The organism is Lacrimispora indolis DSM 755, assembly GCF_000526995.1.
Lineage (GTDB): Bacteria > Bacillota > Clostridia > Lachnospirales > Lachnospiraceae > Lacrimispora > Lacrimispora indolis.
In genome coordinates this window covers 3,762,145-3,785,995 of the sequence record NZ_AZUI01000001.1, presented here as the reverse complement: position 1 = coordinate 3,785,995, position 23,851 = coordinate 3,762,145, and the positions used below count along the sequence as shown (strand labels likewise).

At 46.5% G+C, this 23,851-nt stretch carries 21 protein-coding genes and 1 pseudogene; 10 read left to right on the top strand and 12 right to left on the bottom strand.

Annotated features, from left to right (window positions below):
• The first annotated feature begins 184 nt into the window (after positions 1 to 184).
• The 6 genes from pyrG to K401_RS0118115 all read left to right on the top strand — a co-directional run bounded on the left by pyrG (position 185) and on the right by K401_RS0118115 (position 6,881).
• Positions 185 to 1,789: a CTP synthase gene (gene pyrG / locus K401_RS0118140; RefSeq protein WP_024294286.1), complete on the top strand. Its 1,605-nt coding sequence runs from the start codon at positions 185 to 187 to the stop codon at positions 1,787 to 1,789.
• A 216-nt stretch (positions 1,790 to 2,005) separates the two neighbouring features.
• On the top strand, positions 2,006 to 3,184 hold the full coding sequence (locus K401_RS0118135) for an ABC transporter substrate-binding protein (protein ID WP_024294285.1): 1,179 nt from the start codon (positions 2,006 to 2,008) through the stop codon (positions 3,182 to 3,184).
• Between the two features lie 138 nt (positions 3,185 to 3,322).
• The gene (locus K401_RS0118130; RefSeq protein ID WP_024294284.1) at positions 3,323 to 4,204 is read left to right on the top strand and encodes a branched-chain amino acid ABC transporter permease; all 882 of its coding nucleotides are present in this window, start codon (positions 3,323 to 3,325) and stop codon (positions 4,202 to 4,204) included.
• 10 nt (positions 4,205 to 4,214) lie between these two features.
• Positions 4,215 to 5,318 carry a branched-chain amino acid ABC transporter permease gene (locus tag K401_RS0118125; RefSeq protein WP_024294283.1) on the top strand — a complete coding sequence of 368 codons (1,104 nt, stop codon included), beginning with the start codon at positions 4,215 to 4,217 and terminating at the stop codon, positions 5,316 to 5,318.
• Positions 5,318 to 6,184, top strand: coding sequence for an ABC transporter ATP-binding protein (locus K401_RS0118120; RefSeq protein WP_024294282.1), 867 nt, complete (start codon positions 5,318 to 5,320; stop codon positions 6,182 to 6,184). The genes K401_RS0118125 and K401_RS0118120 overlap by 1 nt, the downstream gene beginning before the upstream one ends.
• Positions 6,171 to 6,881: an ABC transporter ATP-binding protein gene (locus K401_RS0118115; RefSeq protein WP_024294281.1), complete on the top strand. Its 711-nt coding sequence runs from the start codon at positions 6,171 to 6,173 to the stop codon at positions 6,879 to 6,881. Before K401_RS0118120 ends, K401_RS0118115 begins: the two co-directional genes overlap by 14 nt.
• An 80-nt stretch (positions 6,882 to 6,961) precedes the next feature.
• On the opposite strand, the gene K401_RS0118110 is transcribed toward K401_RS0118115, so the two are convergent.
• From K401_RS0118110 to rimP, 10 genes and pseudogenes are all read right to left on the bottom strand, one after another.
• Positions 6,962 to 8,005, bottom strand: coding sequence for a C40 family peptidase (locus K401_RS0118110; protein ID WP_024294280.1), 1,044 nt, complete (start codon positions 8,003 to 8,005; stop codon positions 6,962 to 6,964).
• Between the two features lie 57 nt (positions 8,006 to 8,062).
• Positions 8,063 to 9,016, bottom strand: coding sequence for a riboflavin biosynthesis protein RibF (ribF, locus tag K401_RS0118105; RefSeq protein ID WP_024294279.1), 954 nt, complete (start codon positions 9,014 to 9,016; stop codon positions 8,063 to 8,065).
• Positions 9,017 to 9,139: 123 nt separating this feature from the next.
• Complete coding sequence (gene truB, locus K401_RS0118100) at positions 9,140 to 10,045, bottom strand: tRNA pseudouridine(55) synthase TruB (RefSeq protein ID WP_024294278.1); 906 nt, start codon at positions 10,043 to 10,045, stop codon at positions 9,140 to 9,142.
• A gap of 12 nt (positions 10,046 to 10,057) precedes the next feature.
• A complete protein-coding gene (locus K401_RS0118095; RefSeq protein WP_024294277.1) occupies positions 10,058 to 11,008 on the bottom strand; it encodes a DHH family phosphoesterase in 951 nt (316 codons plus the stop codon).
• 12 nt (positions 11,009 to 11,020) lie between these two features.
• Complete coding sequence (gene rbfA, locus K401_RS0118090; RefSeq protein WP_024294276.1) at positions 11,021 to 11,383, bottom strand: 30S ribosome-binding factor RbfA; 363 nt, start codon at positions 11,381 to 11,383, stop codon at positions 11,021 to 11,023.
• 87 nt (positions 11,384 to 11,470) lie between these two features.
• On the bottom strand, positions 11,471 to 14,596 hold the full coding sequence (gene infB / locus K401_RS32505; protein WP_024294275.1) for a translation initiation factor IF-2: 3,126 nt from the start codon (positions 14,594 to 14,596) through the stop codon (positions 11,471 to 11,473).
• 52 nt (positions 14,597 to 14,648) lie between these two features.
• Positions 14,649 to 14,981, bottom strand: a pseudogene (locus K401_RS0118080) (L7Ae/L30e/S12e/Gadd45 family ribosomal protein); the annotation flags it as partial.
• Positions 14,974 to 15,243, bottom strand: coding sequence for an RNase P modulator RnpM (rnpM, locus tag K401_RS0118075; protein WP_024294273.1), 270 nt, complete (start codon positions 15,241 to 15,243; stop codon positions 14,974 to 14,976). The gene rnpM and the pseudogene K401_RS0118080, both read right to left, overlap by 8 nt.
• 21 nt (positions 15,244 to 15,264) lie before the next feature.
• Positions 15,265 to 16,422 (bottom strand): transcription termination factor NusA, encoded by a 1,158-nt coding sequence (gene nusA / locus K401_RS0118070; RefSeq protein WP_024294272.1) that lies wholly within the window; start codon positions 16,420 to 16,422, stop codon positions 15,265 to 15,267.
• A gap of 29 nt (positions 16,423 to 16,451) precedes the next feature.
• Positions 16,452 to 16,919 carry a ribosome maturation factor RimP gene (gene rimP / locus K401_RS0118065; protein WP_024294271.1) on the bottom strand — a complete coding sequence of 156 codons (468 nt, stop codon included), beginning with the start codon at positions 16,917 to 16,919 and terminating at the stop codon, positions 16,452 to 16,454.
• Between the two features lie 239 nt (positions 16,920 to 17,158).
• Here rimP and K401_RS0118060 point away from each other — a divergent pair, with 239 nt between their 5' ends.
• The 3 genes from K401_RS0118060 to K401_RS0118050 all read left to right on the top strand — a co-directional run bounded on the left by K401_RS0118060 (position 17,159) and on the right by K401_RS0118050 (position 19,344).
• Positions 17,159 to 17,683 (top strand): CAP domain-containing protein, encoded by a 525-nt coding sequence (locus tag K401_RS0118060; protein ID WP_024294270.1) that lies wholly within the window; start codon positions 17,159 to 17,161, stop codon positions 17,681 to 17,683.
• A gap of 103 nt (positions 17,684 to 17,786) precedes the next feature.
• A complete protein-coding gene (locus tag K401_RS0118055) occupies positions 17,787 to 18,554 on the top strand; it encodes an ABC transporter ATP-binding protein (RefSeq protein WP_024294269.1) in 768 nt (255 codons plus the stop codon).
• The gene (locus tag K401_RS0118050; protein WP_024294268.1) at positions 18,547 to 19,344 is read left to right on the top strand and encodes an ABC transporter permease; all 798 of its coding nucleotides are present in this window, start codon (positions 18,547 to 18,549) and stop codon (positions 19,342 to 19,344) included. Before K401_RS0118055 ends, K401_RS0118050 begins: the two co-directional genes overlap by 8 nt.
• A 179-nt stretch (positions 19,345 to 19,523) precedes the next feature.
• On the opposite strand, the gene K401_RS0118045 is transcribed toward K401_RS0118050, so the two are convergent.
• Both K401_RS0118045 and K401_RS0118040 read right to left on the bottom strand, forming a co-directional pair.
• Positions 19,524 to 20,993 carry a glycoside hydrolase family 1 protein gene (locus tag K401_RS0118045; RefSeq protein WP_024294267.1) on the bottom strand — a complete coding sequence of 490 codons (1,470 nt, stop codon included), beginning with the start codon at positions 20,991 to 20,993 and terminating at the stop codon, positions 19,524 to 19,526.
• 27 nt (positions 20,994 to 21,020) lie between these two features.
• On the bottom strand, positions 21,021 to 22,415 hold the full coding sequence (locus tag K401_RS0118040; RefSeq protein ID WP_024294266.1) for a PTS transporter subunit EIIC: 1,395 nt from the start codon (positions 22,413 to 22,415) through the stop codon (positions 21,021 to 21,023).
• A gap of 385 nt (positions 22,416 to 22,800) precedes the next feature.
• Here K401_RS0118040 and K401_RS0118035 point away from each other — a divergent pair, with 385 nt between their 5' ends.
• On the top strand, positions 22,801 to 23,487 hold the full coding sequence (locus tag K401_RS0118035; RefSeq protein WP_166435281.1) for a MurR/RpiR family transcriptional regulator: 687 nt from the start codon (positions 22,801 to 22,803) through the stop codon (positions 23,485 to 23,487).
• The last annotated feature ends 364 nt before the right edge of the window (positions 23,488 to 23,851 follow it).

Here is a 23,851-nt window from a genome sequence, read left to right as displayed (position 1 = left end):
TTTTTCTCCTGTCAATCACAATCCCGATTTCCTTGGAATCGAAACTTATGAAGGAACTTATTCCTAAGCCGACACTTAATAATCAAAAGTTTTTTTCAATGCTACTAGATTTTTTTATCAAATGGGTGTATAATCTCTTTTTTAAAAATATCCCCATACCATTACAAAAGGAGGTTACACTGTTATGTCAGTGAAATACGTATTTGTCACCGGGGGCGTTGTATCCGGGCTCGGCAAAGGTATTACCGCAGCATCCCTTGGACGGCTGCTGAAGGCCAGAGGCTATAAGGTCACGATGCAGAAATTTGATCCTTACATCAACATTGATCCCGGCACCATGAACCCGGTGCAGCACGGAGAGGTCTTTGTTACTGAGGACGGCGCAGAAACCGATCTTGACCTTGGCCACTATGAACGATTTATCGATGAAAACCTGACCCAGAATTCCAATGTCACCACCGGTAAGGTCTACTGGACCGTACTGACCCGTGAACGGCGCGGGGATTTCGGAGGAGGCACCGTACAGGTCATTCCTCACATTACCGACGAAATCAAAAGCCGCTTTCACTGCAGCAACAGCAATTCCTCTGAAACAGAAATCGCCATCATAGAAGTAGGCGGAACGGTAGGCGACATCGAAAGCCAGCCATTCTTAGAAGCGATCAGACAATTCCAACACGAAGCAGGCCACGAGAATGTCATTCTCATCCACGTGACCCTGGTTCCATATCTAAAGGTCTCCGGAGAACTGAAAACCAAACCCACCCAGTCCAGCGTAAAAGACTTACAAGGAATGGGAATCCAGCCCGACATCATCGTATGCCGTTCCGAACTGCCCCTTGATGACGGGATCCGAAGCAAAATCGCACAATTCTGTAACGTACCCAAAACCCACGTACTTCAAAACCTGGATGTGGAAGTATTGTATGAACTTCCCCTTGCCATGGAGGAGGAACATTTAGCGGAAGTGGCATGTGAAAACTTAAATCTCCCATGTCCAAAGCCAGATCTGAAAGAGTGGACTTCCATGATCGAAAACTGGAAGCATCCGGAAAAAGAAGTGACAGTCGCTCTGGTGGGCAAATACATCCAGCTTCACGATGCATATATTTCCGTGGTGGAAGCATTGAAGCACGGCGGCGTCTTCCACAGAGCCAAAGTTCATATTAAGTGGGTAGATTCAGAGCTTGTAACCGATGAAAACGCCGCCAGCTTCTTCCAGGATGTAAGCGGGATTCTGGTTCCCGGCGGTTTTGGCAGCCGCGGTATTGAAGGAAAGATTTCATCCATCCGGTATGCAAGGGAAAACAACCTCCCATTCCTTGGCCTCTGTCTTGGCATGCAGATGGCTATCGTGGAGTTTGCCCGCCACGTGGCAGGCTTTGCCGATGCCCATACCTCAGAGCTTGATGCAGACACCACTCATCCGGTCATCCATTTAATGCCGGATCAAAACGGCATCGAGGACATCGGAGGAACCTTACGCTTAGGCTCCTATCCCTGTGTTCTGGACAAATCCTCCAAGGCTTACCAGGTATATGGGGAAGAACTGATCCACGAGCGCCACAGACACCGCTATGAGGTGAACAACGACTTCCGTGAAGCCCTGGCAAATGCAGGAATGAAGCTTTCCGGCATTTCTCCTGACGGACGGATCGTGGAAATGATAGAAATTCCCGCCCATCCCTGGTTCCTGGCCACCCAGGCTCATCCGGAATTCAAGTCAAGACCAAACAGGCCTCATCCCCTGTTCCGTGAATTCATCCGTGCGGCCATTGAAAACCAATAATCCGCCAGCCACGGATATAAAATAGCAAGTCCGGTCTCTCTATAAGAGACCGGACTTATTTTTTTGCGGTGAAAACATTATTTTATTTAAAATTATTAATTTCTTTCATTTTTTTCTTGCACTTTTTCAATCTTCTGTATATAATATAATGCAACGTGTATCCACACGAGAGACAGTTGTATTTGTATGAGATACACATAAAGGAGGATAATCATTATGAAATTGAAGAAAGTTTTTGCAGTCACTCTTGCAGCATGTATGAGCGCCAGCCTGGTTGCCGGCTGCAGCTCGGGTTCCTCTTCTTCCGGTTCCGGCGGCGCAAAAGTCGTTAAGATCGGCGTATTCGAACCTACCACCGGAGAAAACGGAGGCGGAGGTTTTCAGGAAGTCCTGGGAATGCGCTACGCAAACAAGACTCATCCAACGGTTAAGATCGGCGGAGAAGAGTATAAGGTGGAATTAGTGGAAGTGGATAACAAATCCGACAAGACAGAGGCCGTCAATGCAGCACAGAAGCTGATGAGTGAAAAGGTTTCCGTTGTGCTTGGAAGCTACGGATCCGGCGTTTCCATTGCCGCAGGACAGATATTTGCAGATGCCAAAATCCCTGCCATCGGTGCTTCCTGTACCAACCCTCAGGTAACACAGGGAAATGATTTCTATTTCCGTGTATGCTTCTTAGATCCCTTCCAGGGTACGGTCATGGCAAACTACGCCAACGACAACGGAGCAAAGACAGCTGCCGTCATCACCCAGTTAGGAGATGATTATTCCTCCGGCCTTGGTTCCTTCTTCAAAACAGCGTTTACAGGCTTAGGCGGTTCCGTTGTAAGCGAAGAACAGTTCCAGACCAACCAGACCGATTTTAAGGCCATCCTTACAAATATCAAGGCTCAGAACCCTGACATCATTTTTGCACCATCCTCCATTACCACGGCTCCTCTTATTATTAAGCAGGCCCGTGAGCTTGGAATTACAGCCACCATCGCTGCCGGCGATACCTGGGAGAACTCCACCGTCATCGAAAACGCAGGCAGTTCTGCGGAGGGCGTAGTACTTTCCACCTTCTTTGACGAAGCAGAACCGGCTAACGAGGAAGCAGCTTCCTTTATCTCCGGCTTTAAGGCTTATTTAAAGGAAAACAAGCAGGATGAGATCATCCCGGCTGTATCCGCACTTGGTTACGATGCTTACCTCTGTGCATTAAAAGCCATTGAAACAGCAGGCTCCACAGACGGCACAGCTATCCGCGATGCATTAAAGGGCGTATCCCTTGACGGCGTTACAGGAAGCATATCCTTTGATGAAAACGGAGATGCCAAGAAAGACATGGCGTTCATCAAGACCATTGAAAACGGCAAGTTCAAATTCTTAACAACTACAACGGTAAAATAATCAAATCTACCGTGACAATGCAGTCATTACCAGATGAGTGGGGACGTATTTCCTTCCCCACTCGTTCCATTTCCACATGCAGTAAGCCCTGGATTTGCTGCACAATACATACTCAACAGATAGGAGGCATTTCGCCACATGAGTCTTTCAACCTTTTTACAGCAGTGCCTGACCGGTATCTCCCTGGGCGGCGCTTATGCGTTAATTGCCATTGGCTATACCCTGGTTTACGGGATCCTGCGGCTCATCAACTTCGCCCACGGCGATATCTTTATGATGGCCGGTTACTTTATGATATTTGCCATGGCAAGTTTTCCCTGGTACATCTCTATTCCAGTGGTATTACTGGTCACCGTATTATTAGGTGTAACCATTGAACGGGTGGCTTACCGCCCCTTACGCTCCGCTCCCAGAATGTCGGTCATGATTTCTGCGATCGGTGTCTCCTACCTTTTACAGAACCTGGCTACTTATTTATTTACAGCTTTGCCAAAGGGGTATCCGGAAATTCCGTTTCTGAAGAAAATCTACCAGATCGGCGGCCTTTCTGCATCCTTTGTCACCTTTCTAACGCCGGTCTTAACTCTGGTCATTGTTTACGGACTCATCATCCTGATCAATAAGACTAAGATCGGTATGGCCATGCGGGCGGTGGCAAAAGATTATGATACAGCCTCTCTCATGGGAATCAAGATCAACCGTATTATCACCTTTACGTTTGCCATCGGTTCCCTTTTAGCCGCCATCGGCTCCGTACTCTATTTTACAGACCGTATGACCGTATTCCCGTTCTCCGGCTCCCTGCCTGGCTTAAAATGCTTTGTTGCGGCAGTTTTCGGCGGCATCGGCAGCATTCCAGGCGCCGTGATCGGAGGATTTATTCTGGGCCTGGGGGAAACCGCCCTGGTTGCCTTGGGATATTCCACCTTCAGCGACGCATTTACCTTTGTTCTGTTAATCATCATTCTCCTGATCAAGCCTACGGGACTGTTCGGTGAGAAGACGACCGATAAAGTGTGAGGTGCCCACTATGAAGAAAAATGCAGTTTCCAAAAACAAACTTTATACTCTGATCGCTCTCCTGGTCATCATCGGCCTGCTGGCATTCTTACAGGCTAACAGCGCCCAGTACAGCTATCAGATCTCCATCCTGGAGCGAAGCGCCATCTATGCGGTAGTGGCCGTTTCCATGAACCTGCTTACCGGTTTCACAGGATTGTTCTCTTTAGGCCAGGCCGGTTTTATGGCAATCGGAGCCTATACTGTGGCCATCCTTACCATTCCGGTTGACAGCCGGGCCAGCGTTTACTACGTGGGCGGTATTGCACCTGCCATTGCAAACCTCCAATGTCCCTATTGGCTGGCCCTTATTCTTGCAGGTGTTCTTGCCGCAGCCATGGCTGCCCTCATCGGCATCCCGGTCCTCCGGTTAAAAAGCGATTACCTGGCTATTGCTACCCTGGGCTTTTCTGAGATCATCCGGGCCGTCATTGCGGCTCCCCAGTTAAATACCATTACAAACGGTTCCTATGGATTAAAAAATATCCCCGGGTTTCCTAACCTTTTTGCCGCCTTTGGACTTTGCGCCCTTTGTATCTTTTTAATGGTCCTTCTCATCAATTCCTCTTACGGGCGGGCATTTAAGGCTCTCCGTGAAGATGAAGTGGCCGCTCAGGCCATGGGCTTAAACTTATTCCGCTACAAGGAGCTGTCCTTTGTCATCTCCTCCTTTTTCACCGGCGTAGGCGGAGGACTTCTGGCCATATTTATGCGTTCCATTGATTCAAAGACCTTTTCCATTAACTTAACCTATGATATTCTGCTGATCGTAGTCCTGGGTGGAATCGGAAGCATTACGGGAAGCGTCATCGGCGCATTTCTGGTCACTGCAGGAAGGGAATGGCTCCGTTTCTTTGATAACCCTCTGGTCATCGGCGGATTTGAAGTTCCCTTATTCCGCACAGGTTTCCGTATGGTCATCTTTTCTATCCTGCTGATGGCAGTGGTGCTCTTCTACCGCCGCGGGATCATGGGCAGCAATGAATTTTCCTGGGAAGGCCTTGGAAGGCTGATCCGGGGTATTCCGGCTAAATGGAAGAAAAAAAGCAAAGCACAGAAGGGAGAAAACTCATAATGTCAAAAGCAGAAAAAACGGCCGTCAATGTGCTTCACATGCAGGACATCACCATGCAGTTCGGCGGCGTTGTGGCTGTAAACGGTCTGACCCTTGACGTAAACCAGGGAGAGATCGTGGCCTTAATCGGTCCCAACGGTGCAGGAAAGACAACCGCATTTAACTGTGTTACCGGTATTTATGAACCTACCTTCGGGCAGGTGGACTTTATGGGAGAAACCATTCTTTCCAATACCCCAAAGGGAAAGATGAAAAAAATGTACCTGGGAGAAGTGACGCCAAGGCCCATTACAGTGATCAGCAGTACGCCGGATGTGATTACGAAAAAGGGCATTGCCCGTACCTTCCAGAACATCCGCCTTTTCGGACAGCTGTCCGTATTTGACAACGTCCTTATCGCCAAACACATGCGGGCAAAACAGAATGTATTCTCCGCTACCCTCCGCTTAAACCGTAAGGAGGAGGAACGGATGCGTGCCGAAGCCACTGCCCTTTTAGAGGAACAGAACTTACTCCACTTAAAGGATGAGATCGCCTCTTCCCTTCCCTACGGCCTGCAAAGGCGTTTGGAGATCGCCAGAGCCCTTGCAACGGAGCCGAAGTTTCTGCTCCTTGACGAACCGGCTGCGGGCATGAATCCCCAGGAAACCCAGGATTTAACGGATTTTATCAAACAGATCCGTGATTCCTACCATCTTACCGTATTCATGATCGAGCACCACATGGATCTGGTCATGCAGATTTCCGACCGCATCTATGTCCTGGATTTCGGCAAGCTGATCGCCCATGGAACACCGGATGAGATCCAGAACAATGAACGGGTAATTGAAGCATATCTGGGGGTGAGCGACGATGCTGAAGATTGATAATTTGCGAGTGAATTACGGCGGAATTGAGGCCGTTAAGGGAATTTCCTTTGAAGTGCCGGATAAGAGCATTGTGACCCTGATTGGGGCCAATGGCGCCGGAAAAAGCACCACCCTAAAGTCCATCGTTGGGCTGGTAAGGCCATCGGCAGGAAGCAGCATCACCCTGGATGGGGAAGAATTGATCGGCAAGGATACGCCTGATATCATATCAAAAGGAATTGCCCTGGTGCCGGAAGGCCGCCGTGTATTTCCGGATATGACTGTTATTGAAAATATCAAGATCGGGGCTTATTTAAGAAATGACGATCTTAAGGAGAATATAGACTGGGTCTATGATCTGTTCCCCCGGCTGAAGGAAAGAAGCTGGCAGCTTGCCGGTACCCTTTCAGGAGGCGAGCAGCAGATGCTGGCAGTTGCCAGAGCTCTTATGAGCCAGCCAAAGATCCTTATGATGGATGAACCTTCCCTGGGGCTTGCTCCTCTGATCGTAAAGGATATTTTCTCTATTATCCGGGAGATCAACAAAAAAGGGGTAACCGTTCTACTCATTGAGCAGAACGCCAACATGGCCCTTCATACGGCTGATATCGGCTATGTGCTGGAAACCGGCAGGATCACCATGTCAGGCTCAGGAGATAAGCTGCTGGCAGACGAGTCAGTAAAAGCTGCTTATCTTGGAAAAAAGAAAAAATAAACAGAAAGGCTGCAGACAGGCGGCCCCTTCCTTATGGGGCGTCAGTCTGCAGCCTTTCTGTTTGTTTTTGCCTGTCATTATCACGGGATCACCCGTCGTATGGTGACTGGCTTCCTGTAATTCCAGGAGGAGATTTTGATCCCGCTCCGTCGGTTTGCCGCATGGACGATCTGTCCTTTGCCAATATACATGGCCACATGGTCGATTTGCCTTCCGCTTGCATAGAACAGCAAGTCGCCCGGCTCCATGCTGGCAGCTGGTATGACCTCGCCCTCTTCGGCCTGCTGCCTGGAGGTGCGGTCTAAATGAACTCCAGCGGCATGTTCCATCACATACTGGATGAAACCGGAGCAGTCCGCCCCTGTATTGGGATTGGTGCCGCCCCACCGGTATGGGTTCCCCACAAATCCGACCGCATAGTTCACAACCCTGCTGCGGAGGTCACTGCTTTTCTCCGCTTCAGGTATGGTGTATGCGACCGTGGCATTTTCCGGAGCATAGGCATAGGCTGTCTGACCCTTGTATTGGATCTTTGCCCATCCTTTGCTGTGGGAAATGAAAGGGTATGTTTCACCCTCGTGAACCCTGCCCAGTATTTCAGAATCCGTATTCGGTTTGCTGCGGATCCGAAGGGTCTCAGTATCTACCCGGAGCATCAGCTTCATGTCATAATAGGCAATTGCTCTGGCCTCTTGTCCGGTGGCCAGATATTTTCCGTACACATACCCGGTTACCTGCCCTGACTTTATTTTATACCAGCCATTTTCTTCTGACAGCACGCTGCTGCCGGCGTGGTTTTTTAATTTCCCTACGATTTCCGCATCGTTCTTTGGTTCTTTCCTGATGTTTAAGGAATCCTCCACAACACTCACCCCAAGATTCTGAAAGATTGAGTTGAAGGTTCCATACCTCACTTTTTCCTGCGTAAGATCTGCCGACCCTTCTGCTCCCTCCCGATCCATGGATTCCTGATATTGATCCATGTAAACCGAAATTCCCGCTACTGGCGAACCGGTTTTAGGAGAAGAATCTGATTTAGCGGCCTGTACATCTGCTGTTCCTATCCATACGGCACTTCCGCATGCAATAGCAAAGCCCAGTACCTTCCATGCTTTGTCAGTCATATGCACTTTCCTTCGCAAGTTTTTGATTGTAAACCAGGGAGCCTTTGGCCTTTCCCTTTACAAATGAGTGATCTGCTGATCTGAAAGGGCCTTCAAATACCGCATCCCGTATTCCCGGTCCATTCCGATCTGTTTCTTTAATTGCTCCAGCCCTTCAAACTTCCGTTCGGGACGGATGAAATGCAAAAGCTGTACTTCTATAGTCTTTCCATAAATATCCTCATTTATACCATAAATAAAGGTTTCTGCTCCAATTGGAGAAATTCCCTCTACCGTAGGCTTTCTTCCGATATTGGTAATACCTCCATAATAAGTACCATCCACATATACCCTGGACACATACACGCCGAATACGGGAAGGTGCTTCTCCGGCGGAGGTATGATGTTGGCAGTTGGGAATCCAAGGACAGCCCCTCCAATGTGGTTGCCATGGACAACGGTCCCATGTATGGCATAGGGCTCTCCCAAAAGCTGGTTTGCCTTTTCCATATTTCCGGCATCCAGCTGTTCTCTGATATAGGTACTGCTGATATCCCGGTGATCGGCCCGCTCTTTAGGAATGACGATCAGTTCATATCCATACCGGTCTTTCCACTGTAAAAGGCTGTCCGCATTTCCTGCTCCACGGTACCCAAAGGAGCAGTCCGTGCCAACGACAATGATCCTGGCATTCATCTGGCCTGCCAGGACCTGCTTTACGAATTCCTCCGGCTCCATATGGGCGGTTTCCTCTGTAAAAGGATATTCTACAAGATAATCGATTCCGATCTTTTCCAGATTATTCTTTCTCTCCAGATTGGTGGTGATGACCTTTTGGGAGCCTCCCGTTACAAAGGTGCTGGGGGACATGTCAAAGGTCAGGACAGCAGTCTTAAGACCCTTTTCTTTCTTTATCTCTCCCATCAGCTTTAACAGCTTCTGGTGGCCTCTGTGGCGTCCGTCAAATTTCCCCAGGGTCACGACCGCAGGCTCCTGGATCTGAAATTCCCTGGTTCCAGTTATATATTCCATACTTGGTTTCCTCTTTCTTGCCCGTCTTCCCAGGGCATACAGGGATCCCTGGAAGGGGTTTCCTCTTTCTTGCCCGTCTTCCCAGGGCATACAGGTATCCCTGGAAGGGGTTTCCTGTATGCCTTAAGGCGTTCCTCCCAGAAATACCTTCTGAGGCTTAAGAAGATTTTTCTCCCTGTCCGGCCCGTAAACCCCGATAAAACGGTCCTTGCTGTCATATACCCTTACAGGTCCGTCAGGAAGATGGGAATCTCCCTCTGCCTGGTTTCTGCAAAAGGAATTTCCATTGTGCACCAGCTTGTCAAAATCCGGCTTCATCCAAATGGCCGGGTATTCTGAGAATACCTTGTCCACGGCAAGAATGTGATCTTCCAGAGTCCCCTCATCCCGAAGCTCCTGGATCCGGGAAAGGGTCAGGCTGTCCTCTAAACAAAACCCGGAGACTTTCGTGCGGAGCAGGGATTCCATGCACCCTCCGCAGCCAAGCTTTCGTCCGATGTCATAGCAAAGTGTGCGGATATAAGTTCCCTTGGAGCAGGTCACTGTCATGGTAACCCGGGGAAGTTCGATCCTGTCCACGTGGATCTCCAGGATTTCCACAGGCCTGGCCTTCCGCTCTACTTCTTTTCCTGCCCTTGCCAGCTCATAAAGCTTTTTTCCATCCACCTTTAAGGCAGAGTACATGGGGGGGATCTGATCGTAATGGCCCAGAAAGCTGAGTACGGCTTCCCTTACCTGATCTTCCTTTACTTGGACCGGATATTCCGCCAAAACCTTTCCCGTAGTATCCTGGGTATCGGTTTCCCTGCCCAAAAGCAGGACCGCTTCATAGGTTTTGGTCTTATCCGTCAACATATCGCAAAGCCTGGTGGCCTTTCCCAGGCATACGGGAAGTACTCCCTCTGCCATAGGGTCCAGCGTCCCTGTATGGCCAATCTTTTTCTGCTTTAAAATACCTCTCATTTTCGCCACAACGTCATGAGAGGTATATCCTTTTTCTTTGTATACATTGATGATACCGTCTGCCATAGCGCGTATCTCCTAATCAAGCTGTTTTACAATCTGATTGGACAGATTGTTAATCACGTCATGAACGCTTCCTGTCATGGTACAGCCGGCCGCCTTTTTATGACCGCCGCCGCCGAAATAAACGGCAATTTTACTCACATCAAGATCCGTAGTGGAGCGAAGGCTGACCTTATACTCCCTGCAGGAGACTTCATACATGAATATGGCGCATACCACACCCTCTGTGATCCGGAGATGATCGATGACTCCATCCATATCCGCACCGGTGACGCCGTAAAAATCCATATCCTTTTTGCTGATAGCGCTGAAAATGCACTGGCCGCCATGAAAGGTTATGCTTTCCAATAAAGCCCTGCCCAGAATCTGGTTCTGAATATAGGTTTTCCGGTAGAAGCTGTCATCGATGATCTTTGGAAAATCGATTCCTTTTTCCATCAGCTTCCCTGCAATCTCCATGGTTTTCCTTGAAGTGCAGTCATATTTAAACACTCCAGTATCATGGATTATACCGGTATAAATGCACTCCGCCACTTCCCTGCTGATCCTGTTTTCATCCAAAAGGCCGTAAAGCACCTCGCAGGTAGAACTGGCGTCATCCTGTACGATATTTTCTTTTGCATATTTTAAATTGGTAACGTGATGATCCACGCAGAGGCTCTTTTTTGCGGTAGTTAAGAACTTTAATGTCTCTCCGAACCGGAGTGTATCGCTGCTGTCAAGGCAAAGGCAGAGGTCGTATTCCTTATCCTCTGAAAAGTCGCTGACAATGCGGTCAAAATTCCTTAGATAATTAAACTTTGAAGGAGGAATCTCAAGATAAACCACAGCATCCACTTCCGGGTGATGTTCTTCTAAGTAGTTGTATGCCGCCAGACAGGAACCAACACAGTCCCCATCCGGGCGGACATGGCCAATGATTGCTACTGTTTTTACATCTTCAAGCATTGCGTCAAAAAAACTCACAAGGGCACCTCCCTATTCTCTGATATCTTTTGTTACCTCATCGATTAATCTGGACATATTTACTCCATATTCAATGGACTGGTCCAGAATAAATTTGATTTCCGGTGTGTTGCGAAGGTTCACTCTCCTGGCCAGTTCACGGCGGATATAGCCTTCTGCACTCTTTAATCCTTCGATGGTAGCCTTTCCGGCTTCCTCATCTCCCAAAATACTGATAAATGCTTTGCAGTATTTTAAGTCCGGGGTTACCTGGGCGGAAACCACGGTGGTCATTGGATGAATTCTAGGGTCTTTGATTTCCAGACGGATGATCTCACTTAACTCCCTCTGGACCTCCATATTAATTCTGGTATTCTTTATACTGTTTTTACGCATGTTATTCCTTTCGCTTTTTGTCCGCTGTTTCAAAAAGACCAGCCCGGTGTAACGGGCTCATCTCTTTAAAATCCGGCCGGAAGATTCCTAGCGGGGAACCTCCACCATGGCATAAGCCTCGATCATATCATCTTCCTTGATATCATTAAACTTCTCAAATACAAGACCGCACTCATAGCCTGTGGCAACTTCCTTTACATCATCCTTAAATCTCTTCAAAGAAGCCAGAGGACCTTCGTAGATCTTTTCACCTGCACGTGTGATGCGGACACTGCAGCCTCTCTGGAACTTGCCATCCATTACATAGGAACCTGCGATGGTACCTACGCCGGAGGCCGTAAAGGTCTGGCGCACGATCGCATGGCCGATGATCTTTTCTTCAAACACAGGATCAAGCATACCCTTCATGGCCGCTTCCACATCCTCAATGGCCTGATAGATCACCTTGTAAAGCCTCATATCTACCTTCTCCCGGTCAGCTATGGATTTTGCCGTCACATCCGGCCTTACGTTAAAGCCGATGATAATGGCATTTGACGCAGAAGCCAGGGAAACGTCGGACTCATTGATGGCACCTACGCCTCCATGGATCACCTTTACCATAACCTCTTCATTGGACAGCTTCACAAGACTCTGTTTTACCGCTTCCACGGAGCCCTGTACATCTGCCTTCACGATGATCGGAAGTTCCTTGATGTTGCCGGCCTTGATCTGACTGAATAAATCATCCAGTGATAACTTAGCCTTTGTATCTTCCAGTAATTTATTCTTTCCTTCGGAAATAAATGTTTCAGCAAAGCTTCTTGCTTCTTTCTCATGATCGGTTCCAACCAGGACTTCCCCAGCATTTGGAACATCGTTAAGCCCTAAAATCTCAACCGGCGTGGATGGACCTGCCTCTTTTACCCTGCGGCCCTTGTCATCCATCATGGCGCGGACTTTTCCGTAGCAGGAACCAGCAGCAACCGTATCTCCCACATGAAGGGTTCCCTTCTGTACCAGCACGGTAGCAACCGGGCCTTTGCCCTTATCAAGCTCAGCCTCGATGATCAGACCTCTTGCCCGCCGGTCCGGATTTGCTTTTAATTCCTTTACTTCTGCGGTGAGAAGGATCATTTCCAGAAGCTCTTTAATTCCTTCTTTTGTATGAGCGGAAACCGGAACAAAAACGGTGCTTCCGCCCCAGTCCTCAGGAATCAGCTCGTATTCGGATAATTCCTGCTTCACTTTGTCAATATTGGCACTTGGCTTATCGATCTTATTAATTGCAACGATGATCTCCACCTCGGCTGCCTTTGCATGGTTGATAGCTTCCACAGTCTGAGGCATTACACCGTCATCAGCTGCTACCACAAGAATAGCGATATCAGTAGACTGAGCGCCTCTCATACGCATAGCTGTAAAGGCTTCGTGTCCCGGAGTATCCAAAAATGTGATCTTCTCTCCATTTACCTCAACCGTATAAGCACCGATATGCTGTGTGATCCCGCCTGCCTCTCTGGATGTTACATTGGTCTGGCGGATAGCGTCAAGCAATGAGGTTTTACCGTGGTCAACATGGCCCATGACGCAGACTACCGGCGGTCTGGAAACCATATCTGCCTCATTTTCTTCTGCCTCTTTCAGCAGTTCTTCAATGACATCTACTTTTATTTCCTTTTCGCAGAGAACATCATATCCCATGGCGATCTCTTCTGCCTGATCATAATCGATTTCCGTATTAAGGGTAACGATTTTGCCCTGTAAGAACAGTTTCTTTACGATAACGGACGGCTGAAGCTTCATCTTCTCAGCCAGCTCCTTGATCGTCAGAACCTCCGGAATGGTTATGGTTTTTATCTCTTCTACCTTAGGTTCTACATGCATCGGAGGCTGAACCGGAACCTTTAACGGCTTTCCGCCTTTGGCCTGTGCTCTTTTCTTTGCCTCGTCATCTTTATCTCTCTTATCGAATCTGTCGTTTTTATAAGCATTCTTAGTAGCTCTGTTGCTGGTAGGCTTTGCCTGAATAGGAGTATCAAAGGAACCTGTCTTCCCCGCAGCATCTCTGCCTGTACGTGGTCCCTGTGGTCTTGCTCCGCGGTTATCTCCGTCACGGCTGTCACGGTTGCCCTGATAGCCGCCCTGGCCCTGGGGCCTGTTACCCTGGTAGCCTCCCTGGCCTTGTGGCCGGTTGCCCTGATAGCCTCCCTGGCCTTGTGGCCGGTTGCCCTGATAGCCTCCCTGACCCTGGGGCCTGTTGCCCTGATAGCCTCCCTGACCTTGAGGTCTTCCGTCACGGTTGCCCTGATAGCCTCCCTGACCCTGGGGCCTGTTGCCCTGGTAGCCTCCCTGACCTTGAGGTCTTCCGTCACGGTTGCCCTGATAGCCTCCCTGACCCTGGGGCCTGTTGCCCTGGTAACCGCCCTGACCCTGGGGTCTTCCGTCACGGTTGCCCTGATAGCCTCCCTGACCCTGGGGCCTGTTGCCCTGGTAACCGCCCTGACCCTGGGGTCTTCCGTCACGGTTGCCCTGGTAGCCTCCCTGACCCTGGGGTCTTCCGTCACGGTTACCCTGATAGCCGCCCTGGCCCTGGGGTCTTCCGTCACGGTTGCCCTGGTAGCCTCCCTGGCCCTGAGGTCTTCCGTCACGGTTGCCCTGGTAGCCTCCCTGGCCCTGGGGCCTTCCGTCACGGTTGCCCTGATAGCCTCCCTGGCCCTGAGGTCTTCCGTCACGGTTGCCCTGGTAGCCTCCCTGAGGTCTGTTTCCCTGGTTATCACGGTTGCCCTGATAACCTTCCTGGCCCTGGGGTCTGGCATCCTCTCTGTTTCCTGCATTCATTTCTCTTGACTGTTCAGGATTTCCTGACAAAGACTGCTCCGTCACCTGACGATTTCTTGGTGCCCCGTTTTGTCCGGAGCCCTGAAAAGAACTTCCGTCTCTTCCCCTCTGCTGCTGGGGACGCTGTCCCTGAGGTTTCATCTGCGCATTCTGCGGCCTGAATACCGCTGCAATCTTTTTCTTAGGCGCATCAGACTCATCTCCTGCCGGAGCCTCGGAATGTGCCGGCGCACTTCCCCGGCCGTGACCACCCACTTCTTTTTTCACAATTGATGCCTGTTCATCCGTAATGTTAGAAGAACTTTTTAAATTTATATTATGCTTTTCCAAGATATCCAATATTTCCTTACTACTGTCCTTTCCCAGTTCTTTTGCCAGATCATATACTCTCATGCTTTCCTCCATTCTGTGCGCGCTCTGCAGCACATACCGGTAGATGTGAAAGGTCCTCTTCACACTCACTACCGACCTTTGTATTCATCAGTTTCACGACTGCCTTTGCAAACCCATGATCCACGATCGCAAGGGATGCCCTCATCTCCTTACCCATAGCGTGGCCCAGTTCATCCTTTTCCCCGAAAAAGTAGATTGGAACTTCATAGTAAGTACACATATTGGTAAACATCTTCTTGGTATTATCCGAGGCTTCCTTAGAAACGATCACTAATGATGCTTTCCCTGCTTTTACGGACTTTTCTGTCATGAATTCTCCGCTTGCGATCTTTCCTGCTTTTGTGGCCAGACCAATCAGATTAAGAATCTTTTGTCTGTTATCCAAACTGCTCCATCTCCTTTTCCAATGCTTCGTATACTTCTTTCGGAATCGTCATCTTGAAGGAACGTTCAAGCCCCTTGCTTTTCACTGCCTTCTTAAAACATTCCAGGGAAGGACAGATATAAGCTCCGCGACCGTTTTTTCGTCCGGTTGCATCAAGAAGGATCTCATCCTCTGAGGTCTTCAGAATACGAATCATCTCTTTTTTATTTTTCATCTCACCACAGCCGATGCACTGTCTGAGCGGTATTTTCTTTGTACTCACGCTTCCATCACTTCCTGTTTTTTATTCCTGATAATCACCGGCCGGTTCTTCTTCCCGGTAGTCATTCTGGTATTCATTGCCATAACTTTCATACCCGGTCCCTGCCTCCTGATAATCAAGCCCAAGTTCTTCAAACAGACCAAGTTCTCTTGCCTGCGTCTCACTCTTAATATCAATCTTATAACCTGTAAGCCGTGCTGCAAGTCTTGCATTCTGCCCTTCTTTTCCGATGGCCAGTGACAGCTGGTAATCAGGAACAATGACCTGGGCTTCCTTTGATTCTTCGTCTGCAACAACGCAGATGACTTTTGCCGGACTTAATGCATTTTCGATCAGATAAGCCGGATTTTCATCCCAGTTGATAATATCGATCTTTTCTCCTCTTAATTCATTCACGATGGAATTGACCCTTGCGCCGTTTAAACCTACGCATGCGCCCACCGGATCCACGTTGGAGTCATTGGATTTTACTGCAATCTTTGTTCTGGATCCTGCTTCTCTTGCGATTGCCTTGATCTCTACGGTTCCGTCCTTTACCTCTGCGACCTCTGATTCAAACAGACGCTTTACAAGATCCGGATGAGTTCTGGATACGGAAATTCTCGGGCCTTTTGGAGTATCCTTTACTTCCAGAACAAAAACCTTAATTCTCTCCGTGGCCTTAAATACCTCTCCTTTTACCATCTCTGTTTCGTTTAGGATCGCATCTACCTTGCCTAAATTAATGCTTACATTTCTTCCTAAATACCTCTGTACAATTCCTGTGACAACTTCCCTTTCCTGGCAATACCAGTCATTAAAAAGAGATTTTCTGCCTTCCTCGCGAATCTTCTGCAAAATTACATTCTTTGCATTCTGTGTCGCAATTCTTCCAAACTTTTTGGAGTCAATCGGGCAGTGGATCACATCACCGATGTCGTACTTCGGATCTGCCATCTTTGCCTCTGCCAGACTGATCTGCAGCAGGGGATCTTCAACTGTTTCCACCACTTCTTTTTCCGCAAATACATTGAAATCACAGGTTTCACGATTGATGGTGACCTTGACATTATCCGCTTTCCCGAAGTGGTTCTTGCACGCCGTAAGGAGAGAATTTTCGATTGCCTCTAACAGGGTGTCCTTACTGATATTATTCTCCTTTTCCAGAATATTCAGTGCTTCTAACAGTTCCTTATTCATTTTTTTATCCTCCTAATATCTCTTACTGTTTAGAAATCAAATGCCAGCCGGATCAAAGCGATTTCCGGGCGGTTCAACACAAGCTCTATTCCGTCTTCCTGGGTAATGGTCACAGTTTCCCTGTCATAGGATGTAAGCGTTCCTGTAAAATCCTTCTGTTTGTTTAAAGGCTTATATAACTTAATATCCACTTCTTTTCCGATGCTTCTTATAAAATCCTTATCCTTTTTAAGCGGTCTTCCAAGCCCCGGAGAACTGACTTCCAGAATATAACTGTCCGCAATAAAGTCCTTTTCATCCAGCCAGTCTCCCAGCCTGCGGCTTATGATCTCGCAATCATCTACCGTAATGCCGCCTTCTTTATCTATATAAGCACGCAGATACCAGCTTCCTGCCTCTTTTACGTACTCTACGTCAACCAGTTCAAAATTATTTTCTTCCATAAGGGGCAGCAAAAAGCTTTCCGTCTTTGCCTCATACTCTTCTCTCTTTGCCATCGTTCTCCCACCTTTCCAAACAAATTGAAAGAGTGGACTTACGCCCACTCTTTATCGCCAAACTGTCATGTTATCTTAGACAGTATAACACCGTTTATTCACCATTGCAAGGGGTTTTTCTTATTTTTCCAGCCTTTCCGCCTTATGTTCCGCCATTTTTATTGACTTTTCCTGTGGCTGGGATTAAAATCAGGCTATTGGAAGAGGAAACGAATGCCATTACTAAGGAGGAACATCTCATGATGAAAAAAACAGCCGGTATCCTGTCCGGGATGCTAATTCTATCATTATTAAATGCACCGGACGGGTGGGCATCTTCCTTACAGGCAGCGCCTGAGATTGTAAATGTTTCAGAATCTTCGGATCCCTTACTTTCCCGGAAGGCTTCCTATGAAAAGGAGATCGCAGACCTGATCAATGCAGAGCGGGAGAAACAGTCGCTCCCAGCTTTCACAGTTACACCCTCCCTGTCCGGCCTGGCCGGCATAAGGGCAGAAGAGGCCAGCCTGTATTTTTCTCACACAAGGCCAAACGGGACCTCCTGCTTCACGGTTCTTTCTGAAAACGGCGTGGATTATCAAAGAGCCGGCGAAAACCTGGCATTGGGACAGGGTACTCCAGAAGAGGCGGTAAAGGACTGGATGAATTCTGATCCCCATCGAAAAAATATTCTGTCACAGGATTTTGAAGAAATCGGGATCAGCTGTTACCATATAAATGAGTCCAATTACTGGGTCCTCATCTTTGTAAAACAGCGGCTATAGGGCATTTTATATTAAGGAGTGGAAGGCATGGTTCTTCACACTCCTTTTTTTTGTACATATCATAACACTATATCAGATCAAATCTGTCAAATAAGGAGGACCCATGAAGCCAAAACTGGAAGTTCGCGGGATCAGTTACTCCTATCATTCCCTTGAGGGTGAGACACTGGCCCTTTCCAATATATCATTTACTGCGGATAACGGAGAATTTCTTGCAATTGTCGGCCCATCCGGCTGCGGGAAATCAACCCTTCTATCTCTTCTTAGCGGATTACTGACACCTGACGAAGGAGAAATCTGCATTGACGGCGTTTCCCAGGCGGAATCAGGCGTCAATATCGGTTACATGCTGCAGCGGGACCATCTTTTTGAATGGCGTACCATTATTGGAAACGCCGAACTGGGGCTGGAAATCCAGAAAAAGCGAAACAAAAGCTCCAGAGAAAAGCTGCATCAGATGCTCCATACTTACGGCCTTGGAAGCTTTGAGCAGGCAAAGCCGTCTGAACTGTCCGGAGGCATGCGGCAGCGTGCCGCATTGGTCCGCACCCTGGCCCTGGAACCGGACCTTCTTTTATTAGATGAACCATTTTCCGCATTGGATTATCAGACCAGGCTTTCCGTCTGCGATGACATTAGTTCTATCATAAAAAGCACTCACAAAACTGCGATTCTGATCACCCATGACCTTTCCGAGGCCATCAGCGTTGCCGACAGGGTCATCGTACTGACAAGCAGGCCGGGCAAAATAAAAGCCATCATACCCATTTCCTTTGGAAAGGATGATATACGGCCTCTGACACGCCGGAACATGCCGGAATTTTCTGTTTACTTTAATCAGGTATGGAAGGAGCTGCAGAACCATGATTGAAACCCATCCCACTCTAGCTCAGCAGGAGTTTATTGAAAAAGAAAAACTTCACCGCCGCAATGTCCGGATATGGCGCAGCATGCTGCTGGTACTGCTTCTTTCCCTTTGGGAGCTGTGTGCAAGACTGGGCATGATCAATGATTTCATATTCAGCTCTCCCTCCCGTATGACAGTCTGCTTCCTTAATATGGTGGCGGACAAAAGCATTTTTATGCACATCGGGGTGACGGTGATGGAAACCCTCATAAGCTTTTCCCTTGTCACCATCTCAGGCCTGCTGATTGCCGTTTTGTTATGGTCCAGCCGCAGTATATCGGAAGTATTGGAGCCTTACCTTGTCATGTTAAACAGTCTTCCAAAATCCGCCCTTGCCCCCATTTTAATTGTATGGCTGGGCAACAATATAAAGACCATTATCGTCGCTTCCATTTCCGTGGCCGTTTTTGGATGCATCATGACAATCCATACCGGCTTTTCCCAGATAGACCCTGATATGATCAAGCTCATCTATTCCCTGGGCGGAAAGAAAAAGGATGTGCTTTTTAAGGTGCTGCTTCCCGGTTCCGTTCCCCTTATCATCAGCAATACCAAGGTCAATATCGGACTTTGTCTGGTGGGTGTTATTATTGGGGAGTTTTTAGCGGCAAATAAAGGACTTGGATATCTGATTATTTATGGAAGTCAGGTATTTCAGATGGATCTTGTTGTAATGTCTATTGTGATTCTTTGTATTGTATCGGCGATTTTATATCAGGGGATTTCATTGCTGGAGAAGAAGATTAAATTTTAGATTTATCAGAAGGAGCTTTTTACCTGTTGATTCTATGCGTATATTGCCGCGCTCAACAGAATAAAGGGTTTCCAGACATTGATACCGGCGGCCGATCGGCCGCCGGTATCAATGTCTGGAAACCCTTTGGCGATAGATATTTAACAAAAATGCATCACTGCCGCCCATCTGCTGAATGCCTATTTCATGTCCTTGCCCCACTCCTTGCCATTGGACTTAATAAGCTTTGAGTACCAATAGAAGGAATCCTTTTTAATGCGTTTCATACTAAGCATCGAAACATCCTTGCAGTTAACAAGCTCTTCATCAGTTGTATCAATATAAACCAAACCGTAACGCTTCCTGATTCCATTTCCGGTCGATAATAAATCTGTAAATGACCATGGATTGTAAGCAATCACCTCACAGCCATCTTCGATGGCAAGGCCGACATTGTATATCTGATCTCTAAGGAATTCAATCCTTGCCGTATCATGAACCTGCCCATCTGCATCCTTAGTCTCATTTGTTCCAAATCCATTTTCAGTGATCATCATAGGAAGTCTGTAATGGTCCCAAAGATATCGAAGCGAATATCTCATAGCCTGCGGATCTATTTCCCAATCCCAGTCCGTATATTCAACATACGGATTCGTACATAATGCATACTCACCTGGAATATTGGGCCACTGCATCTGTCCTTTGATGCCAAACTTGTTAAGGCCATACTCCTGTCTCTCGCTGTCTATCTTTGACTCATATGCTGTATTGCTTCTATAACAGTTAACTGATATGAAATCAATTTTTGCTTTCTTCATAAGTTCCATGTCTTCTGGACGAATATCGGGATGAATATCGTGAGTTTCCCAGTATTTTTTAACAAAATTACTGTATTCGCCGTATACATACGTATCATTCCAGATCTTCTCAGTTAATTCCTCTGCATTCATTGCTGCTATCTGGTCACCTGGACTGCAGGTCTTTGGATAGATCGGAACATAGCCTGGGACAGGTCCGATTTTTCCTCCTTCAACCATTTCATGACAGTTAATTACTGCCTTTGCATGGCAAAGATTCATGATATGATTGATATCCCACTTTTCTCTGTCCCAATCTGTACAGCCCTCGCTTGTGCCAAGCCAGTGGCCATAGCAGATCTGCATATTCTGCTCATTTAATGACAGCCAGTACTTAACTCTGTCACCGAAATTTTCGAAACAAACTTTACAGAAATGTTCAAATGCATTGATTGTCTTTCTGCTTCTCCAGCCTCCTAATTCCTCATACACCCACACAGGTAAGTCATAATGATAAATGGTTACAATCGGAGTGATATTATTTTTAATTAACTCATTGATCAGGCTGTTGTAGAATTCAACACCTTCCGGGTTGACCTTTCCGTCTGAATGAGGAATAATTCTTGACCAGGAAAGAGAGAAGCGGTATGAACTGAAACCACATTCAGCCATAAGAGCCACATCCTCTTTATATCTGTGGTAATGATCTGCTGCTATTGAGTTATCTGCATATGGCTGTTTCTTCCTGCTGTTTAAATCTATCATGGCCGGTGTTCTTCCGCCATCAGCAGTTCCTCCTTCTACCTGCCATGCAGCGCTTGATGCGCCCCACATGAAACTTTCCGGAAATTTAGGGTCTTCTTTATAAAACATGTTGTACCTCCTGTTTTTCAAAACAATTTAATTTACTGCAGACTTCTTTTCAGCTCTTTTGCCTAAGAATAAGGTTATTGCAAAAGAGACTGCAACTGCTGTTACCATTACGATTAAAGATACGATAAGGTTTCTGCTGGTCCCGTCTGGGTTAATGTAAGCAGGGATCGAAATGAATCCTGGCGTAGATACAACGTACTGTGTCATACCTAACAGACCTGCGAGGAGACCTCCTGCACCGCCACCGATCATTGCTCCGATAAGCGGATATTTCTTTACAAATAATACGCCGTATACCCCCGGCTCTGTAATACCACAAAGCGCAGTAACACCGGCACCGGTTGCAACACTGCGGACTTCCGCATTCTTTGCAATCATTGCTGCTGCAAGACATGCACCGCCAACCGCCACATTTGCCGGAGCCATACCAGTACAGATAAGCGGATCTGAACCGATCTCAGCTATTAATAAGAATAAAACCGGATAAGTTGCATTGTTCATTCCAAAGAATACCATCAAGGGAGTTGTTATACCAATGATCATAACCGCAATTGCCGGAGCTACCCTATAAACGGTCAATACGCCGTCTGCTAACCACGTACCTGCAAGGTTTCCTATGGGCCCTAGTACAATGAGTGTTACAGGAACCGTAATCAGCATTGTAATAAGCGGTACAAATATGGTTCGTAAATATACAGGCATGATTTTCTGTAAATTCTTATAAATCACTGACATGAATAAAACGCCCAGGATTACAGGAAATACGGTTGAGTTGTATGCTATCTGCTGAACCTTGATGCCAAAGAATTCGAGTCCTTCTGCATTATTTATGGTGGAATATAACAGTATTGCGCCAAGAAACGCTCCAAGGTATCCGTTTGATTTTAATTTGTTTGATGCTGAAAAACCTATAAAAATGGGCAGTGAATAAAAAGCCGCCTGGTTAACAGCATAGAAAATCTTGTAAGCCCCATCCTCTGCAGACACTCCGAAGAATGTTGTAAGAAGAGTTAAAACTGCTCCGGTAAGACCACCTGCAATCAGTACCGGAATAACCGGAGAGAATGTACCGCCGATAAATGCCATAATATTTGCAAAAAAATTCTCTCTTCCTGCTTTTATATCCTGTTTAACAGCATCTGTATCCTGAATTTCACCACCGGTTTTGATGCCATCGTGCTTCTTAAATTCTGCAAAAAGCGCCGGAACATCTTGTCCGATAACAAACTGGTACTCTCCGCCCCGGACAATAAGATCAATGACCCCTGATATTTTCTTTGCCTCATCTTTATTGATCCTGGTTTCATCATGTAACTGTATACGTAAACGGGTCATACAATGTGTAACATTAGCAATGTTTGATTCGCCTCCGCAAGTACTGATTATATCTTCACATATCTGTACATAATCTTTTTTTGCCATAATCTTTCCCCTCTTCTTATAATTTGTTTCCCGATGTTTTTGCCACAAATTAGGAATTTTACGATACCCTCATTTATAAATTGGAAATTACATTTGCGCGCTGCATGAATTCCATGGATAAAGTATATCAGATTTCTGCAAAACCGCGGGTTTCATAATATGAAACCAAATATAAATTCCAGTAATTTTGCTTTTATTCTATATTGTATCGGTATGATTTTTGATATATAATCGGGGTATGAATGAAAATAATAAAAAACAACAAAATACATTTAGCCTGAAAGGATTTAATATCACCTCTTCTTTGCTTGCTATCATTAATTATTCCAGTGAAGATGATATAAACTACGTTTTGGCGAATTATCTGCTGGAGCGCATAGATGTTTTGGATAAAATCAGTATTTATGATGTAATCGATTACTGTTATGTATCAAGGAGTACAATTCACAGATTTGTGAAAAGCATTGGATTTGAAAGCTTTACACACATGAAAGATAACATCAGACATATGCGGGTTCATTCAAAGGCATTTATTGACTTTGTTAACCAGTCTTCTTTTAATGACTACATTATGAATTCCATGGTCGATATGCTTAAGGATATTAATGATACCATTGACCAGCAGAATATCGGGCTGCTTGTCGACCTGATTAGAGCAAGCCATAACGTTGTCATTCTGAATTCAGATACATCAAGTTCCTCTGCCAAGGAATTTCAACTGGAAATGACTTCCTTAGGAAGACTGATCAAGCTTGTTACAAATATATCAAGCAACGCGGGAATTCTTTCCACACTCACGAAAGATGACCTGCTTATAACATGTTCTGCATCCGGAAATTACGCCATAACAACCAAGGATGACGTTAAAGATGTCAAGGCGCACAAGTTTCTGATTACTTTAAACCATGCAAAGCAATTTGAGGAATATTACGACACCATAATTTTCTTAAGCGACAAGTTCCAGTCCTGTGAATACATTTCCAATGGAATGCAGAACGTTTATACCCGATATGGCATAAACTATTTTTTCGATTTGCTATTTAACAACTATGTGCAGAAATATTTGATATAACTGATTGTCTCTTCTGAATTTTCCCCATTCCCAACCATATCATTTTGTATCCGCTGTTCATTAAGATGGATATGGCAGTGATGAGTATTGTGATTCTTTGTATTGTATCGGCGATTTTATATCAGGGGATTTCTTTGCTGGAAAGGAGAATTAAATTTTAGTTTTTAGAAGGAGCTTTACCTTATGGATTGGTATTTATCCATAAGGTAAAGCTCCTTTATTTATATTATAAATATGAAATTTATAAATCATACCAATATTGATACCATACAATTACAAAGACTTATGTTCATACTGGATATGAAAGTATCAGGAAACTTTTACCCTCTTATGTAACATATCTGTATAAAAAATATTAACGTGA